This is a genomic window from Pseudomonas sp. R3-56 (assembly GCF_051132075.1).
In the GTDB taxonomy this organism is placed as follows: domain Bacteria; phylum Pseudomonadota; class Gammaproteobacteria; order Pseudomonadales; family Pseudomonadaceae; genus Aquipseudomonas.
On sequence record NZ_CP071657.1, the window covers coordinates 4,299,399 to 4,316,046 of the forward strand.

Annotated in this window: 11 protein-coding genes and 1 pseudogene; 5 read left to right on the forward strand and 7 right to left on the reverse strand. The window is 63.5% G+C overall.

Going from position 1 to position 16,648, the window contains the following annotated elements:
- Positions 1–102: 102 nt before the first annotated feature.
- Complete coding sequence (locus J3P96_RS19530) at positions 103–969, reverse strand: pirin family protein (RefSeq protein ID WP_434653048.1); 867 nt, start codon at positions 967–969, stop codon at positions 103–105.
- 108 nt (positions 970–1,077) lie between these two features.
- Between J3P96_RS19530 and J3P96_RS19535 the strand changes: the two genes are divergently transcribed.
- Entirely contained in the window at positions 1,078–1,983 is a 906-nt protein-coding gene (locus J3P96_RS19535; protein ID WP_305501314.1) for a LysR family transcriptional regulator, read from the forward strand.
- A gap of 30 nt (positions 1,984–2,013) precedes the next feature.
- On the opposite strand, the gene J3P96_RS19540 is transcribed toward J3P96_RS19535, so the two are convergent.
- The 5 genes from J3P96_RS19540 to J3P96_RS19560 all read right to left on the reverse strand — a co-directional run bounded on the left by J3P96_RS19540 (position 2,014) and on the right by J3P96_RS19560 (position 9,208).
- Complete coding sequence (locus J3P96_RS19540) at positions 2,014–2,628, reverse strand: response regulator (protein ID WP_434569242.1); 615 nt, start codon at positions 2,626–2,628, stop codon at positions 2,014–2,016.
- Between the two features lie 134 nt (positions 2,629–2,762).
- Positions 2,763–3,167: a hypothetical protein gene (locus J3P96_RS19545; protein WP_434603433.1), complete on the reverse strand. Its 405-nt coding sequence runs from the start codon at positions 3,165–3,167 to the stop codon at positions 2,763–2,765.
- Positions 3,168–3,338: 171 nt separating this feature from the next.
- Positions 3,339–6,983: a transporter substrate-binding domain-containing protein gene (locus J3P96_RS19550; RefSeq protein WP_434653051.1), complete on the reverse strand. Its 3,645-nt coding sequence runs from the start codon at positions 6,981–6,983 to the stop codon at positions 3,339–3,341.
- A 265-nt stretch (positions 6,984–7,248) separates the two neighbouring features.
- Positions 7,249–8,583, reverse strand: coding sequence for a lysine N(6)-hydroxylase/L-ornithine N(5)-oxygenase family protein (locus J3P96_RS19555; protein WP_434653052.1), 1,335 nt, complete (start codon positions 8,581–8,583; stop codon positions 7,249–7,251).
- 142 nt (positions 8,584–8,725) lie between these two features.
- On the reverse strand, positions 8,726–9,208 hold the full coding sequence (locus J3P96_RS19560; protein WP_434653054.1) for a sigma-70 family RNA polymerase sigma factor: 483 nt from the start codon (positions 9,206–9,208) through the stop codon (positions 8,726–8,728).
- A 423-nt stretch (positions 9,209–9,631) separates the two neighbouring features.
- Between J3P96_RS19560 and J3P96_RS19565 the strand changes: the two genes are divergently transcribed.
- The 4 genes and pseudogenes from J3P96_RS19565 to J3P96_RS19580 form a co-directional block, all read left to right on the forward strand.
- Positions 9,632–10,777: an efflux RND transporter periplasmic adaptor subunit gene (locus J3P96_RS19565; RefSeq protein WP_434653056.1), complete on the forward strand. Its 1,146-nt coding sequence runs from the start codon at positions 9,632–9,634 to the stop codon at positions 10,775–10,777.
- Positions 10,778–12,748 carry a MacB family efflux pump subunit gene (locus tag J3P96_RS19570; RefSeq protein WP_434653058.1) on the forward strand — a complete coding sequence of 657 codons (1,971 nt, stop codon included), beginning with the start codon at positions 10,778–10,780 and terminating at the stop codon, positions 12,746–12,748.
- Positions 12,749–12,758: 10 nt separating this feature from the next.
- Positions 12,759–14,153, forward strand: a complete 1,395-nt coding sequence (locus J3P96_RS19575) for an efflux transporter outer membrane subunit (protein WP_434653060.1) — start codon at positions 12,759–12,761, stop codon at positions 14,151–14,153.
- Between the two features lie 556 nt (positions 14,154–14,709).
- A pseudogene (locus tag J3P96_RS19580) lies at positions 14,710–14,916 on the forward strand (DUF6124 family protein); the annotation flags it as partial.
- A 72-nt stretch (positions 14,917–14,988) separates the two neighbouring features.
- Here J3P96_RS19580 and pvdP read toward each other — a convergent pair.
- Complete coding sequence (gene pvdP / locus J3P96_RS19585) at positions 14,989–16,605, reverse strand: pyoverdine maturation tyrosinase PvdP (protein ID WP_434653062.1); 1,617 nt, start codon at positions 16,603–16,605, stop codon at positions 14,989–14,991.
- Positions 16,606–16,648 lie beyond the last annotated feature (43 nt).

Consider the following 16,648-nt stretch of genomic DNA (forward strand, 5'->3'; position numbering starts at 1 on the left):
TCGCGAAGGCGGCCGTCCATTCAACATTGATGCAAGCTGAACCGACGCATTCGCGAGCAAGCTCGCTCCCACAGGTGAGGTCTACAGGGCTATGCGACCACTTCAGCCCTGCATCCGGCCGAAGTGCCCGGAATGGAAATCCTCGAAGGCCTGGAGGATTTCCTGCTGGCTGTTCATCACGAACGGGCCATGGCCGACGATGGGTTCATCGATGGGCTCGCCACTGAGCAACAGGACCACCGCGTCATGGTCGGCTTGCAGGCTCAATCGGTCGCCGGCCCGTTCGAACAGGGCCAGTTGCCCTTGCTCGACGCGTTCACGGCCGTTGACCTGGACGGTACCGCGCAGCACCACCAGTGCGGTGTTGTAACCGTCATGCACGGCCACGGTCAGGTGCTTCCCGGCGTTTAGGCGGATGTCCCAGACGTCGATCGGGGTAAAGGTTTTCGCCGGGCCTTGATGCCCTTCGAAGGACCCGGCAATCAGGCGCAAGCTACCGGCTCCATCCTTCAGCGCGATCTGTGGGATGTCGCCCTTGAGAATGGTCTGGTAGCCGGCCGGCGCCATCTTGTCCTTGGCGGGCAAGTTGACCCACAGCTGGACCATTTCCATGAACCCGCCCTGCCGGGCGAAGGCTTCGGAGTGGAACTCTTCGTGAATGATGCCGGACGCAGCGGTCATCCATTGCACGTCACCGGGGCCGATCTTGCCGCCGCTGCCAGTCGAATCACGATGTTCCAGTTCGCCCTGGTAGACGATGGTCACGGTTTCGAAACCACGATGAGGGTGCTGGCCTACGCCGCGTCGCTCGGTGGTCGGTGCGAATTCGCTGGGGGCCGCATGATCGAGCAGCAGGAACGGGCTGACATGTTTGCCCAGGTTGTCGTAGGAAAACAGCGTGCGAACCGGAAAGCCGTCGCCGACCCAATGAGGCCGCGGACTGGTATAGACGCCGGTGATGTTTTTCATGCTGAGTCTCCAATCGGGTGTTGCCATTCGATGGAACAGCTTAAAACCGCACCCCTTGATGCGCTAGACTGCAAAAATCGGCCGTAGCGTTCCACCAGGAGAACGATCATCGAAGACCTCAACACCCTGTACTACTTTACCCAAGTGGTCGAACACGGCGGTTTCGCCCCCGCTGGCCGGGCGCTGGACATGCCCAAGTCCAAGCTCAGCCGGCGTATCGCCCAGCTGGAGGAGCGCCTGGGCGTCAGGCTGATCCATCGCACCAGCCGGCATTGTTCGTTAACGGAAATCGGCCAGGCCTATTACCAGCGCTGCCTGGCCATGCGGGTCGAGGCTGAAAGCGCCGCCGAAGTGATCGAGCGCAACCGCTCGGAACCCCAGGGGCTGGTGCGCATCAGTTGTCCGACGGCGCTGCTCAACAGCTGGGTCGGACCGATGCTGACCCGCTACATGGTCAAATACCCGCGGGTGGAGCTGTTCATCGAGAGCACCAACCGCCGCGTCGACCTGCTCCACGAAGGGTTCGATATCGCGTTGCGGGTCCGTTTCCCCCCGTTGGAAAACACTGACATGGTCATGAAGGTGCTGAGCAACAGCACCCAGTGCCTGGTGGGAAGCCCGGTCTATCGTGAAGGCCTGTCGTCCCCCGCCTCGCCGGCGGACCTCAATGGCCTGCCCAGCGTCCACTGGGGTTCGGCGCAACGTGAATACCAATGGGAGCTGTTCGGCCCGGACGGCACCCGCGCGCTGATCCGCCACGCACCGCGCATGGTCACCGACGACCTGCTGGCCTTGCGTCATGCGGTGCTGGCAGGCATCGGCATCGCGCACCTGCCCACGGTCGTGGTACGCGAAGACCTGGCCGCCGGACGCCTGGTGGAACTGGTGCCGGGCTGGACACCGAAATGCGGGATCGTCCATGCGATATTCGCCTCACGCCGTGGTTTGCTGCCCTCGGTGCGAACCCTGATCGACTTCCTCGCCGAGGAGTTCAGCCAGAGCGACATGGCCTAGCGCATGCGGCAAGGCGCTCCCCACGGTGCCCTACAAGTGATTGCGCTTGGCGAAATCCGACAGGCCCACCAGGGTTTTCAAGCCAAGCTTTTCCAGCAGGCGGGTCTTGTAGGTGCTGACCGTCTTGGGGCTCAGGAACAAAGCTTCGGCGACGTCCTTGCCGCGCATGCCCATGGCCAGCATCCGCAGGATTGACAACTCGCGGATCGAGAGACTCTCCAGCGCCTGCTGTTCGGTGCGCTGCTGGAAATCCAGGCGGACGGACATCTGTGGGAAATAGGAATAACCGGACTTCAATGCATGAATGGCCTTGGTCAATTCCTTCAGGTCGCTTTTCTTGGTGACAAACCCTCGGGCCCCCGCCGAGATACAGCGATTGCAGAAATGCTGGGCATCCTGGGAGGTAAACACCAGCACCCCGCATGACGGGAACTCGGCCATGATCCAGCTCAACAGTTCAAGGCCGTCGAAACCGTTCATTACCAGGTCCAGGATTACCAGGTCGGGTATGCCTTCCTTGATCAAGGCCCTGGCTTGCGCCACGTTGCTGGCATCGCGGACCTGCGCAGCCCCTTCATTCTGGCAAATGAGCCGCAACGCTCCTCGAATGACAGGGTGGTCGTCCACGATCAACATGTCTTTCACGGCAACTCCCTGGGTAATGACAAATGACATTGGTGCCAGACGGCATCGAACTCTTGCACAAGCGGTGGGCAGGATTCACCTGTCAGATCTGACAGGTGCGACCAGCGGTCATTGGCCCGGCGACAACCACCTCGTCAAGAGCGCGCCCGCTCGCTGATACGCGCTCCCTCGGCACGAGCCATCAGGCAGGCCAGTGCAACAGGTTCGGGCAACGCGGCCTGGCTCAGTTGCACGTGAGACCGGCGCCCGCCTACCTGCGGCGACACGCCAGCCTGCGGCATGTTGTAGATCAACCCGTGAAGCACCTGGGGGTTGTCGACCAGGAAATCAGCCAACTCCACTCCGCCACTTGCCAGTCGGGCATTGGCGACGATCACGTCGAACGGCTCGCTGCCATACTCCACCAGCAGCAACAATTCCTCCATGTCGTTCACCGGAGCAATCCGGAAATAACCCTGCTGGTTGAACAGGCGCTCAAGCTTCATTCGATGAAAATGCTCTGAATCGGCGATCATGATACGTAATGCTTTGTTCGGCATGACGGGCATCCAATGGCAACGCGACGGGTACGGCGGCCCATGAACGTCAGGAGGCGTCAGGCTAGAGAAAGCTTCCAAAGGACGCTGTAGGAAAAATCTTAAAAACCGGGTAAATGGCGCCCATGGCGCCGTCCCGCGGTCAATATCCCCTCATGCCGGTCAGGAACCACTTCAACCTGGCCAGAGCGACGAAGCACGCAGCCGCCCGGTCAAATGTTCGAGCGCCTGCTGCAAGTCGCCCACCGCATCGGCCAACGAAGACGCATCCCGCTCCCGGCAAGCGTCTTCCAGGGCATCGCACGCGCTAACCAGACCTTGCGCCCTGACCATCCGCGCCCCGCCCTTGATCCGATGCGCCAGGTCGGCGAGTCCGGGCAGATCATGCCGGGCGGACAAGCGCAGCAACTGCGCGGTGTCTTCGGTATTGCAGGTGACCAGTTCGCTGATCAGGCTGTTCAGCGCCTCCGTATCGCCGCCGGTCAACTGCGCCAGGCCGTCCAGGTCAAAATCATCCGTGGGCGCCTCGGCCTCCGTTCCAGGAAACCCTGCGGCCGGTTCCGGAAAAACCTGCGCCAGACGCGCACCGAGGACTTCGAGACCGATGGGCTTGAACAGGCAGTCGTTCATTCCCGCGTCGATGCAACGCTTCTTTTCTTCTGGCTGGGCATTGGCGGTGAACCCCAGTATCAATATCGGCGACAGGCCTCGCGCGCGCTCCTCTTCACGAATGGCTCGGGTCAATGCGTAGCCGTCCATCAGGGGCATGTTGCAGTCGGTAATGACCATGTCGAAGCGCCCGGCGCGCCACGCTTGCAGGCCTTGCACACCCTCCGCAGCCTCCTCCACGCGATGGCCCAGGTAACTCAGTTGCTGGCACAGCAGCAGGCGATTGGCCGGATAGTCATCGACCACCAGAATGGCCAGCACCCGCATCGGCAACTGCGCCTTGCCCTCGACAAGTGGGGCCTGGAGCAAGGCGTCGAGCAGCGGCAGATCCAGCCGGATCTCGACCTGCGTGCCCTCCCCCGGCAGGCTGCTCATCGTCAGGGTGCCGCCCATCATTTCGCACAAGGTCCGGCTGATGACCAACCCCAGCCCGGAACCGCCGCGGGTAGACTCGCGGTTGTCGCCGACCTGGGTGAACGGCTGGAACAGCCGCTGCTGGTCTTCAAGGGAAATCCCGCTGCCGGTGTCTTCCACCCGCAGGCAAACAGCGAGTCGCCGGTCTTCGCTGCCGGGGACGACCTCGGCGATCAAGCGCACCAAGCCCTGATCGGTGAACTTGATCGCGTTGCTGAGCAGGTTCGACAGCACCTGCTTGAAGTGCAACGGATCGATCAGCACGTCGCGGTCGAGCTCATCGTCCAGCGCCAATTGCAGGCCCAGGTGTTTCTGCCGGGCCAGGCCTTCGAAAACCCGCGCCACCGACTCGACCAGCTCCCGCAGGTTGGCGCGCTCCGGCGCCAGCGACATCCGCCCGGACTCGATACGGGCAACATCGAGGATGTCGCCGATCAACGCCAGCAAGCCATGGGCAGCGCCCGAAGCGACCTCGATGGCCGCCCGATCGACAATGCCTTCTTCGGCCTTTTTCAGCGCCAGTTCGAGCATGCCGATCACGGCGTTCATCGGCGTGCGGATCTCGTGGCTCATCGTCGCCAAGAACGTGGTCTTGGCCCGGTTGGCGTCATCCGAACCGTCCTTGGCAATGCGCAATTGTTCGAGCAGGTGCTGGCGTTCGCTGACGTCGATCCAGCCGCCGATCATGCCGCTGACCGCGCCGTCGCTGCCGCGATACGGCAGCATCCATTGATAGATGGTCAGCGCCTCGCCGCTGGCCACAGTCAAGTGGCGGTCTTGCACCCGGGGTAGGCCCTGCTCCATGACCCGCAAGTAATCATTGTGGTAGAGCCGCGCTTCGACCGGATCCCCCGGCGCGCTTTCGAGCAGGGTCTTGCCGACAACGCTCTGCCGTTCGGCACCGAATACCTCCAGGTAGCCGCTGTTGCACAACACCAGCCGCGCCTCGCGATCACGGACATAGATCGGATGTGGCGTGCCGTCGATCAATACCCGCATGAATTCCAGTTGGTCGTTGAGGGCGACTTCGGCCTGCCGACGCTTGCGTATCAGATGGCGCAGATAGCCGATCCAGCCCAGCGCCAGGAGCAACAGCAGTGCAGCGATGGCGAAGCCTTGGAGAACGGTGGCGCGGTGGCGCAGCCAATAACTGTCTTCCACAACGATTTCCGTACGCCAGCGGTTGGTCAGTTCGTCCATTTCCTCAGGGGCAATGCTGAGCAGCGCCTTGTCCAGGATCGAATGCAACTGCGGCGCGTCCCGGCGGGTGCCCAAGGCGATCAGCGCCGGCTCGGTGCCGACGGTGCAGGTGATCTGCAGCGTGTCGCGGTACTGACGGGAGATCATGTAGCTGGCACTGAGCAGCGGGCTGATCGCCGCGTCCACCGCGCCGGAAGCCACCATGGCCAGGGCATCGGCGGCGTTTTGCGCCGGCACCAGTTCGACGTCGGGAAATTGCTGCAGCAGGTAATCGCGCAGCACATTTCCGCGCACCAGTGCCAAGCGCTTGCCGGCCATCTGCTCCGGCGTGACGGGGGCCTGGGTATCCAGGGCGGCCACGAGCACGTAGGGATTACTCAAATAGGGTCGGGTAGAACTCAATTCATCGGCGTAGTCGGAACCCGGCGGGAACGCCGCCACGACGTCGGCCTCGCCACTCTTGACCTGCGCGATCAGATCCTCGAGCGACTCACCGTGCCGGATATCGAATTTCAGCCCGGTGCGCAGGCTGATTTTCGCCAGCACATCGGCACTGATGCCGCGAAAGTGTGCCTGTTGGTCAATGAACGTCAGCGGCATGAAATGATCATTGATCACCACCCTGATTCGCGGATGCGTGTCCAGCCAGCGTTGTTCGTTGACGCTGAAATGCAGCCGTTGGTGACCGGGCATGCTTGCGCCCCCGGCACTCCAGCGGCGCAGGATCGCCATGCGCTCGGTGCCGGGAATGGCTTGCAAGGCGCTGTTGATGATCCGCAGCAGGCGCGTGTTGTCACGCGCCAGGGCAAACGCGAACGGCTGCACTTCCAAGCGTGAAAAGTCGGCCAACTGGACGTTGTTCAGGTAGTTCTTGGTGATCAGGTAATGGGCGCTGATCGAGTCCCCCAGATAGACGTCGGCCTGGCCGAAAGCCACGGCACCGATGGCGCTCAGCGTCGACGGGTACAGCTGCAGCGAAGCCTTGGGGTAAAAAGCCTTGACCGCTTCAGGGGGCAGATAGTGATAAAGCATCGCCACGCGCTTGCCCGCCAGGTCCGGCGCGAGCTTGCGATTGTCACCGGCACGGGTCACCAGGGTCGGCTGGTCATCGGCGTAGGCCTGGGACATCGCCAGTTCCGGATCGCCAGCCTCGAAGCCATTGGCGCTGCCGAGCATGTCGATTGCACCGCCGCGCAGGGCCTGCAGCGCCTCGGCCCGCGACGGGTACCGGCGCACCTGCACATCGACCTGCAACAACTGACCGAGCAACCCGGCGTAATCGGCGGTCAGGCCTTCGTATTCATGGCCATTGCCGGTGATACCGAACGGCGCATAATCCGGCGCAGAGGCGCCCAGCAGCAACGAGCCCTTGTCGCGCAGCCAGGCCCGGTCGGCTGCATCCAGTGACACCGAATAACCGCTCACGGTGGAACGCCCAAGCACCTGCAGCGACTCGGGCGCAGCGACGGTCTCCGGCGCCATGCTCAATAAACCCAGCCACAACGCCGCCAGGCTCATGCGTGAAAACACAATCATCGGATCAGAGGGTTTCGCCTGGCCTTGGCAGAGTTGGCGCGGGAGCGCCACCGAACCTGGGTGAAAATAAGGTTCTGCCTGCCAAAGCAAGGGAACAGCGAACCGTCAGCGTGCCTGTAGAAAATACAGCAAGCGTGACTGGAGTGTAGGAAGTTTCTGAGGAATTTCCTGATGTGTTATCGAGAAATAACATCGCTCAGGCGCAGACGGTGATCCGTGGCATTGCGCCCAAGCGCAGCCCGGGATCGCCGCCTGCCGGCAGACCTTATGCCGTGACCAGCAATCGTTCCCGTACCGATTGGCCCAGGCCGCGTTCCTTGCCGTGCTCATAGAGCGAGCCGGCGATTTCGTCGGCGCGCACCGGCAGGATCGACAGCAAGGTGTCGCTCAAACCATGGCTGGCCTGACAAAAGCCCTGCATGTAGATGGCGGCCTTGCAGCGCTCATCGGTGATCAGTTTGTAGTTGCGATCCACCTCGAAATCGCCGAGGTATTGCGCCAGCGGCTCCAGCAAGGTGCGGTGCATCTGGCGCTCGTAGCCGGTGGCGAGCACCACCGCGTCATAGCGCCGGTTTGTCAGCTCGCCGGTGGCGTTGTTGCGCATGGCCAACTCCACGCCATTCTCCGTGGCCGTGGCTTTCTCGATCGTGGTCAGGGTACGGAACGCATGGCGGGCGATGCCCGAGACTTTCTGGCGATAGAAAATCCCGTAGATGCGTTCGATGAGGTCGATGTCGACCACCGAATAATTGGTGTTGTGGTATTCGTTGACCAGCCGCTCGCGCTCGCTGTGGGGTTGCTGGAACACCAGGTCGGTGAACTCCGGCGAAAACACTTCGTTGACGAACGGGCTGTCGTCGGCCGGCTTGAGGGCCGAGCCGCGCAGGATCATGTCGACCTGCGCCGATGGGAAGCTGTCGTTGAGGTCGATGAAGGCTTCGGCTGCGCTCTGGCCGCCGCCGATGATCGCGATTTTCATTGGCTGGCCGCTCACGCACGGTTGGGTTGCCATGCGCTCCAGATACTGCGAGTGATGGAACACCCGCGCATCTTCCCTGAACCCTTTGAACGCCTCGGGAATGCGCGGCGTGCCGCCAGCGCTGACCACCACCGAACGCGTGGTGCGCACACACTCCTCGCCCCGTCCGTTGCGGGAAATCACCCGCAGCGCTTCAACCTGCTGGTTGTGCAGCACCGGCTCGATGCGCAGCACCTCTTCGCCGTAGCGGCTCTGGCCGGCGAACTGCGCCGCCACCCAGCGCAGGTAGTCGTTGTACTCCATGCGACACGGGTAGAAGGTGCCGAGGTTGATGAAATCCACCAGGCGGCCATGGTGCTTGAGGTAATTGACGAACGAGTACGGGCTGGTCGGGTTGCGCAGGGTCACCAGATCCTTGAGGAAGGAAATCTGCAATTCGCTCTGGGTCACCAGGGTATTGCCGTGCCAGCGGTAGTCGGCCTGTTTGTCGAGGAACAACACATCCAGTTCGCCCTGGACCGGGCCACGTTCCTGGAGCGCGATGGCCAGCGCCAAGTTCGAAGGGCCGAAGCCGATGCCGATCAAATCGTGAACGGTGGGCGCTGCAATTGCCTGTGTCATGTCCAGTGTCCTCTGGAGAAGCCCCTCAACAGGGCGCGAAAGCCTGGGTGACTTGAGCGGCCCGCACTAGGCCGTCAGTCGTCTGTTGAGAGGAACGAGGACAATGAAGGAAAATTTACCACCGAGAATCAGCGAGGGTGAATCAGGACGGGTCCCACTGCCGTACGCGAATACGACAATGCTTCATGGCATTGACGATGTGTTTCTCCACCAGCGCCCTGGAAATGCCCAGGCGCCCGGCGATCTGCGAGTGAGACAGCCCTTCGAGTTTGCGCAGCAGGAAACTCTCGCGGCACAGCGGCGGCAACTCGGCCAGGGCCCGTTGCAGCATGTCCAGGCGCTGGCCGTGGTCCAGGCTGGTATGGGGCGATGGGGTGAAGAACCGTTCTTCGCTGTCGAGCACATCGAGGGATTCGACCTGGCGCAGGGTGTTGCGCCGATGCCCGTCGATCACCAGGTTCAGCGCGGTGCGATAAAGGAACGCCCGGGGCTGCTCGATGGGGGTATCGCTGGCGCGCTCCAGCACCCGCACATAGGCGTCATGCACCACATCTTCGGCCGCCTGGCGGTTGCCTAGCCTGGCGTTGAGGAAACACACCAGTTCGCGATAGTAGTTTTCCAACATGACTCCCGTGCGCAGCGACTGCGACAGCTATCCCTGTGCCACTCGGCATGCCTGAAAAAGGCATGGCAGGATAGTGGCAGGCTCAATCGCGTAATTTATAGTAATTCTCATATAGATTTAAAGCGTTGGTTTGTATCAAGGCCGAATCGTTCATCTGATTGGGCGTCTGAAACCGCTTCTGTGGCGAGGGAGCTTGCTCCCGCTGGGGCGCGAAGCGGCCCCAAACCTGAGTGCACAATTTTTATCCGGTTGCCTGCCTTGGGCCTGCTGCGCAGACCAGCGGGAGCAAGCTCCCTCGCCACGGGGTCAACTGTTACCCAGTATTTCACCCGCTAAATTCCCGCCCGGAACGCTCGTTTACCAGAACAGCCCCCGTCCCTGCTGCTCTTGCGACGGACCCGATATCACCGGCCGGAACCCTGCATGAAACGTCCCCGCCTCACCCGCCCCGCCTGGCTCCTGACTTTCGCCCTGCTACCGGCCGTGGCCTTCGCCGCGTGGCAAGCGGTTACGCCGGACCACGGCCCCGTCGCCACCGCGGCCGTCACCCGTGGCGATATCGAAAACAGCGTCACCGCCCTCGGCACCTTGCAACCGCGGCGTTATGTAGACGTCGGCGCCCAGGCCTCCGGGCAGATCCAGAGGATCCATGTCGAGGCCGGCGACGAGGTTCGCGAAGGTCAGTTGCTGGTGGAAATCGACCCGTCCACGCAGAAAGCCCGGCTCGACGCCGGACGTTTTTCCATCGAAAACCTCAAGGCCCAACTCCAGGAACAACGCGCCCAGCACGACCTGGCGCAACAGAAATTCCGCCGTCAACAACAGCTCAAGGCCGGCGGAGCTACTCGCGAAGAGGATGTGCAAACAGCGCAGGCCGAGGTGCGGGCTACCCAGGCGCGCATCGACATGTTCCAGGCGCAGATCCGCCAGGCCCAGGCCAATCTGCGCAGCGACGAGGCCGAATTGGGCTATACCCGGATCTATGCGCCGATGAACGGCACCGTGGTTGCCGTCGGCGCCCGGGAAGGCCAGACCCTCAACGCCCAGCAGCAAACCCCGCTGATCCTGCGCATCGCCCGGCTGTCACCGATGACGGTCTGGGCCGAAGTCTCGGAAGCCGACATCGGCCACGTCAAGCCGGGCATGACCGCCTACTTCACCACCCTGGCCGGCGGCAACCGGCGCTGGAGCAGCACCGTGCGACAGATCCTGCCGGTGCCGCCGCGTCCGCTGGAAGCCAGCCAGGGCGGCAGCCCCTCCGGTGGCCGCAGCGGCAGCGAACGAGTGGTGCTGTACACCGTTCTGCTGGACGTGGACAACGCCGACCGCGCCCTGATGACAGACATGACCGCCCAGGTATTTTTCGTCGCTGCCCAGGCCAAGGACGTGTTGACCGTGCCCATCGCCGCGTTGCAGGACGCAAGCCAGGTGCGGGTGCTGGCCGACAATGGCGACATCCAGCCAAGGACCGTTCGCACCGGCGTCAGCGACCGCTTGCGCACGCAGATCCTCGACGGCCTGAGCGAAGGCGATCGCGTGCTGATCGGCCCGGCCGGCAGCGGAGGCTGAATGAGTACGCCCCTGATCGAACTGCAGGACATTCGCAAGGCCTACGGCGGTGGCGACAGCCCACGGGTGGAAGTGCTGCGGGGTATCGACCTGTCGATTCACGCTGGGGAGTTTTTGGCGATCGTCGGGGCGTCCGGCTCCGGCAAATCGACGCTGATGAACATCCTCGGCTGCCTCGACCGTCCCACCAGCGGCGAGTACCGCTTTGCCGGTGAGAACGTCGCCCGACTGGGCAGCGACGAACTGGCCTGGCTGCGCCGGGAGGCGTTCGGGTTCGTGTTTCAGGGCTACCACCTGATCCCGTCCGGCACGGCCCAGGAAAACGTCGAGATGCCGGCCATCTATGCCGGCATCTCGGCCGCCGAGCGTCATGCCCGGGCCAGCGCCCTGCTCGAACGCCTGGGCCTGGCGAGCCGCACCGGCAATCGTCCCCACCAGTTGTCCGGCGGGCAGCAACAGCGAGTGTCGATTGCCCGGGCCTTGATGAACGGCGGCCACATCATCCTCGCCGACGAACCCACCGGCGCCCTCGACAGCCAGAGCGGCATCGAAGTCATGGCGCTGCTCGACGAACTGGCGAGCCAGGGCCACGTGGTGATCCTGATCACCCACGACCGCGAAGTGGCGGCCCGGGCCAAACGCATCATCGAAATCCGCGACGGGCTGATCATCAGCGACAGCGCCACCACCACAGCCAGCGCACCACAAGCCAACCCCAAAGCGTTACAGGCCGTGGATCTGCGCCAACGCCTGAGCGCCGGCAGCGAACACAACGGCGCCTGGAAAGGCGAACTGGTGGACGCCGTCCAGGCCGCTTGGCGAGTGATGTGGATCAACCGTTTTCGCACCGCCCTGACCTTGCTCGGCATCGTCATCGGCGTGGCCTCGGTGGTGGTGATGCTGGCGGTGGGCGAAGGCAGCAAGCGCCAGGTCATGGCCCAGATGGGCGCCTTCGGCTCCAACATCATCTACCTCAACGGCACCGCGCCCAACCCGCGCGCCGCCAAGGGCATCATTAGCGAACAGGACATCGCCGCCCTCGCCGCCCTGCCCGAAGTGCAACGCATCATGCCGGTCAACGGCAACAACGCCAACGTGCGTTTCGGCAACCTCGACCACACCAGCTATGTGGGCGGCAACGACACCCATTTCCCGACCATCTTCAAATGGCCGGTGGCCCAGGGCAGCTATTTCAGTGACGCCGATGAACGCAGCGCGGCGGCCGTGGCGGTGATCGGCCACAAGGTCCGGCAGAAGCTGCTCAAGGACGTCGCCGATCCCATCGGCCGCTACATCCTGATCGAAAACGTGCCGTTTCAGGTGGTCGGTGTACTCGCCGAAAAAGGCGCCAGCTCGGGGGATTCGGACGCCGACAACCGCATCGCCGTGCCCTACTCCGCCGCCAGCGTGCGCCTGTTCGGCAGCCGTCATCCTGAATACGTGGTGATCGCCGCTCGCGACGCGGCCAAGGTCAAGGAGGCCGAGCAGGCCGTTTCCCGTACCTTGCTGCGACTGCACAACGGCAAGCAGGATTTCGAGCTGACCAACAACGCCGCGATGATCCAGGCCGAGGCCCGCACCCAGGGCACGCTGTCGTTGATGCTCGGGGCCATTGCGGCAATCTCGCTGCTGGTGGGCGGCATCGGCGTGATGAACATCATGCTCATGACGGTGCGCGAGCGGACCCGGGAAATCGGCATCCGCATGGCCACCGGTGCCCGCCAGCGCGACATCCTGCGCCAGTTCCTGACCGAAGCGGTGATGCTCTCCGTGGTCGGTGGATTGGCCGGCATCGGCCTGGCCCTGCTGGTGGGCGGCGCGTTGCTGCTGGGCAAAATCGCCGTGGCGTTCGAATGGCTGGCGGTGTTTGGCGCCTTCGGTTGCGCGCTGGTCACCGGCGTCGTCTTCGGTTTCATGCCGGCCCGCAAGGCCGCTCGCCTCGACCCGGTCGCGGCCCTTACCAGTGAATGAATCCTTCTCTATGAAAGCGCACCTGACCCTCCTGGCCGCCAGCCTGCTGCTGGCGGCCTGCGGCACACCTTTGTCGACACCCGACAGCGGCATCGAGCCGCCCTCGGCCTGGCAAACTGTCGATACGCCCAGTGCTCATGTCGATAACCAACAATGGTGGAAGCAGTTCGGCAGCCCGCAGCTCGATAAATTGATCGAACAGGCGCGCCAAGGCAGCTTCGACCTCGCGGCCGCCATGGCCCGGGTTCGCCAGGCCCAGGCCAGCGCGGTGATCGCTGGCGCACCGTTGCTGCCGGAAATCCGCGCCGGGCTCAACGGCAATCGCCAGGAGTTGCTGCGGGGCAAGGGCTACAGCCAGTTGGACGTGGATCGGAACAACCGCACCATCGACTACTACGATGCCCACCTCAGCGCCAGTTATGAAGTGGATTTCTGGGGCGGCAAGCGGGCGGCGCGGGACAGTGCGCTGAGCGCGTTGTCGGCCAGCCGGTTTGACCGGGCGACCGTGGAATTGACCTTGCTCAGCGCTGTCGCCAACAGCTACACCCAGGCCTTGTCGCTGCGCGAACAACAGCGCATCGCCGAACTGAACCTGGCCAATGCGCAAAACGTGCTCGACCTGGTGCAGACTCGCTACGACGCCGGCAGCGCCACGGCGCTGGAACTGTCCCAGCAAAAAAGCCTGGTGGCGACGCAGCGGCGCCGATTGCCCCAGGTGCAACAACAGGCGCGGGAGGCGTTGATCACCCTGGCGGCGTTGCTGGGCCAGCCGGTGCAATCACTCAAGCTCGACGATGAAACCTTCGACGCCTTGCACTGGCCCGCCATCGACGCGGGCGTACCCAGCGACCTGCTGCGCCGTCGCCCCGACATCGCCGCCGCCGAAGCACGCCTCGCCGCCGCCCAGGCCGACATCAGCGTGGCCCGCGCCGCCCTGCTGCCCTCGGTCACCCTGGGCCTGAGCCTGGCCACCGGCGCCGACATCGCCGACCAGTTGTTGCGCAACAACGTCTACAACCTCAGCGCCGGCCTGGCCGCGCCAATCTTCAACAACGGTCGCCTGCGGGCCGAACGGGACAGGGCCACCGCGCGCCAGGAGGAACTGCTGGAAACCTACCGCGCCGCCATCGTCAACGGCTTCGCCGACGTCGAAAAAGCCCTGAACGGCATCCAGGGCCTGGACCAGCAGCGACAATGGCAGAGTGAAGAACTGCACCAGGCGCAGACCGCTTTCGACATCGCCCAGAGCCGCTACCAGGCCGGCGCCGAAGACTTGCTCACCGTACTCGAAACCCAACGCACGCTGTACGCCGCCCAAGACATGAACGTGCAATTGCGCCTGGCACGAGTGCAGGCGAGCGTGGCGTTGTACAAGGCGCTGGGTGGCGGTTGGCGGGTGATGTAGGCCTAAAGCCGAGCGCCCTATTAGGGATGGGGCAATACCCGTGGCGAGGGAGCTTGCTCCCGCTCGGTTGCGCAGCGACCGCAAGATTTTAGGGCCGCTACGCGGCCCAGCGGGAGCAAGCTCCCTCGCCACGGGGGATTCGTATACTCACAAATTGTGTTCGGCTTCGGTTCTGTTTATCCGGCCATGTAAGACGTCCGAGCGAGGCTACGTTGCCTTGCGTCATTGCCTACAACTACGCCAGAATCCGCCGGCTTGTGTGCCTGCCACTCTGTCGATAACTTGTACCTCGTCACTGCCCATCAGTGATCGGGTCTGCAAGCCCGGCGAAATACCAGGCGCATTGCCACAAGCCAATCGACATATCCGTGTCGCTCAATGGCGGCTGTGTGCGGGAGACCTTCGGGTCTGCCGGGTTCCTGGTTTCCCGGTCTTGCAGACCCGCGCATAGCTGCCACCCATCATCTGCAAGTGATGTTCTGGCAGCGCCTTGTTCATAATCAGGAGCTGCACAATGTTCAAAGCCACCCCCAATCCCCCCGAAGAATCCCCCAGCCCGTTATTCACCGTCGCACCAGACGCCGACATCGAATGCCTGCTCGCCAACCTCAGCGAAACCCTCGCCTCGGCGAACGCGATGGCCAGCGACCTTGCCTTCGCCCTGGAAGGCTCGCGACGGCATTTGGCGTTGGGGATCCAGCAGATGATCGAGCTCGGTGAGCTCCTGGCAAACCGCGCCCTGGACATTGCCGCGCCGCGCTAGCACCTCAAGCCAAGTGAAACCCGTGGCGAGGGAGCTTGCTCCCTCGCCACAAGGTGTCGCGCAAAGGAAAAGTCAAACCGGCTTGGACTTCAGATTACGCGCGTACCACGGTCGTTGCGGCACGCGGCGCAACAGTCTGGAGAGTTTGTCGTCATCACTGCCAAAGGTGATGCGCAGCGCCAGTTTCATGGTTTCCGGGTCCATTTCCACCGAGCGGCCGACCTGCAGCCCCGGCGTGGTGCTGCAGCCATGGGTGTCCGGGCCCAGCCAGGGGTCGGCGATTTCCACCCAGCGGCCCGGGGCGAACCAGGGCACGCCGTTGACTTGCAGCCGGCTGACTTCGCCCGGATGGAAACGCTCGTGGGCGCGGAACCAGTCTTCGAGGCGATCGTCGATCCAGCCGTGGAAGGCCCAGAATACCGGGCTCACGTGAGACGAAAACGGATCGCCCAGAAAATCGTTCTCCGGTTCGAACCAGCGCTGGGCGAAGTCCGCCTGATCACGGGCGAACGGCACCGGATGACCGTTGGACGGGTCCCTGGGCACCGAGGCCCAGCGCATGTGCAGCCAGTCATGCAGGCCCAGTTCCACCTCGGAACCGAACTGGCCCAAGGTCAGCTTCGACAGGTAGCGCGGATCGCGATAGCGCGACTCCCAGACCTGGAAATTGCTGTGGTAGGTCTCGGCGGTCTTGATGTCGCTGACCCATTGGGCGTACTGCTCGTCGCCACGGGCCAGCCAGGTCGGCGGCAGTGCCGTGCCGTCGAGGTTATCGAAATACCGGGCAAAGCCCAGGCGATCGCGTTCCAGCTCCGGTTGCGGCAAGGGGAAACGCGGCCACGACGGTAACGGCTGGAACGAACGCGCCGTGCCGAGCATGTGCCGATGCATGAAAAAGAAATCCACCCCCGAGCCGTTGCGATCCTTGTGCGGCCCACGGGCGTCACGCTCGTTGTCTCGCGGCCCGGGCTGCCAGCCAAGGCCGCGCAGGGCGTTGCGCTTGTCTTCGTCGAGGGTGTGCCATTTGTCCCGCGAGGCGTGCCAGAGCTGGTGAAACAGGCGGTGCTCGGGCGAGACCAGCCAGGCCAGGAGCTTCGGGCTCAGTGGTGTGCGCTCCCTGGCTTCGGGAAAGCGCTGCTTGACGGCGATGAACTGGTTGTCGAGTTCCGGCTGTGCCAGCGGGCGGTCCAGGCGCAACACCCGGCCGCTGAGGGTGGCGGTGCCGGCATTGCCGAAACCGGCCCAGACTTCGTCAAGGGTCATGATGAACTCGTAGTCCGGCGCGGCATGTTCGCTGCCGATCAGTCGCCAACTCAACTGCTTCGGGTCGCTGCCGGCCAGGTCGCCCAAGACCCGATAACGCGGTTCTTCCCCGGCACGCAGGCGTTCGGCGGTGTCCAGGCAACCCACCAGGCCACGGCCTTTGTGGGCGATGTCGAGAAACACTTGCAGGTCGCCGCCGGGCAAACCGTCGAGACCGGCATCGCGACCGGTGAAACGGATCGTCCAGATACCCCGCAGCGTGTTGGCCCGGCGCTGGCCCGCCACATCCGCCACATCGAACGACGCCTCGCCGGGGGTGATGGTGGGGTCCGGCCGGGTCAGTTCACGGTGCCCGTAATACACCGCAGGCACGGCGGCACCGGTCAGCGCCAGGCCTGCCATGAACCATCGTCGAGAAATCGTCATTGCCTTACCTGTGTTCGCCCTCGCACGGGCTTTATCCAAGCTA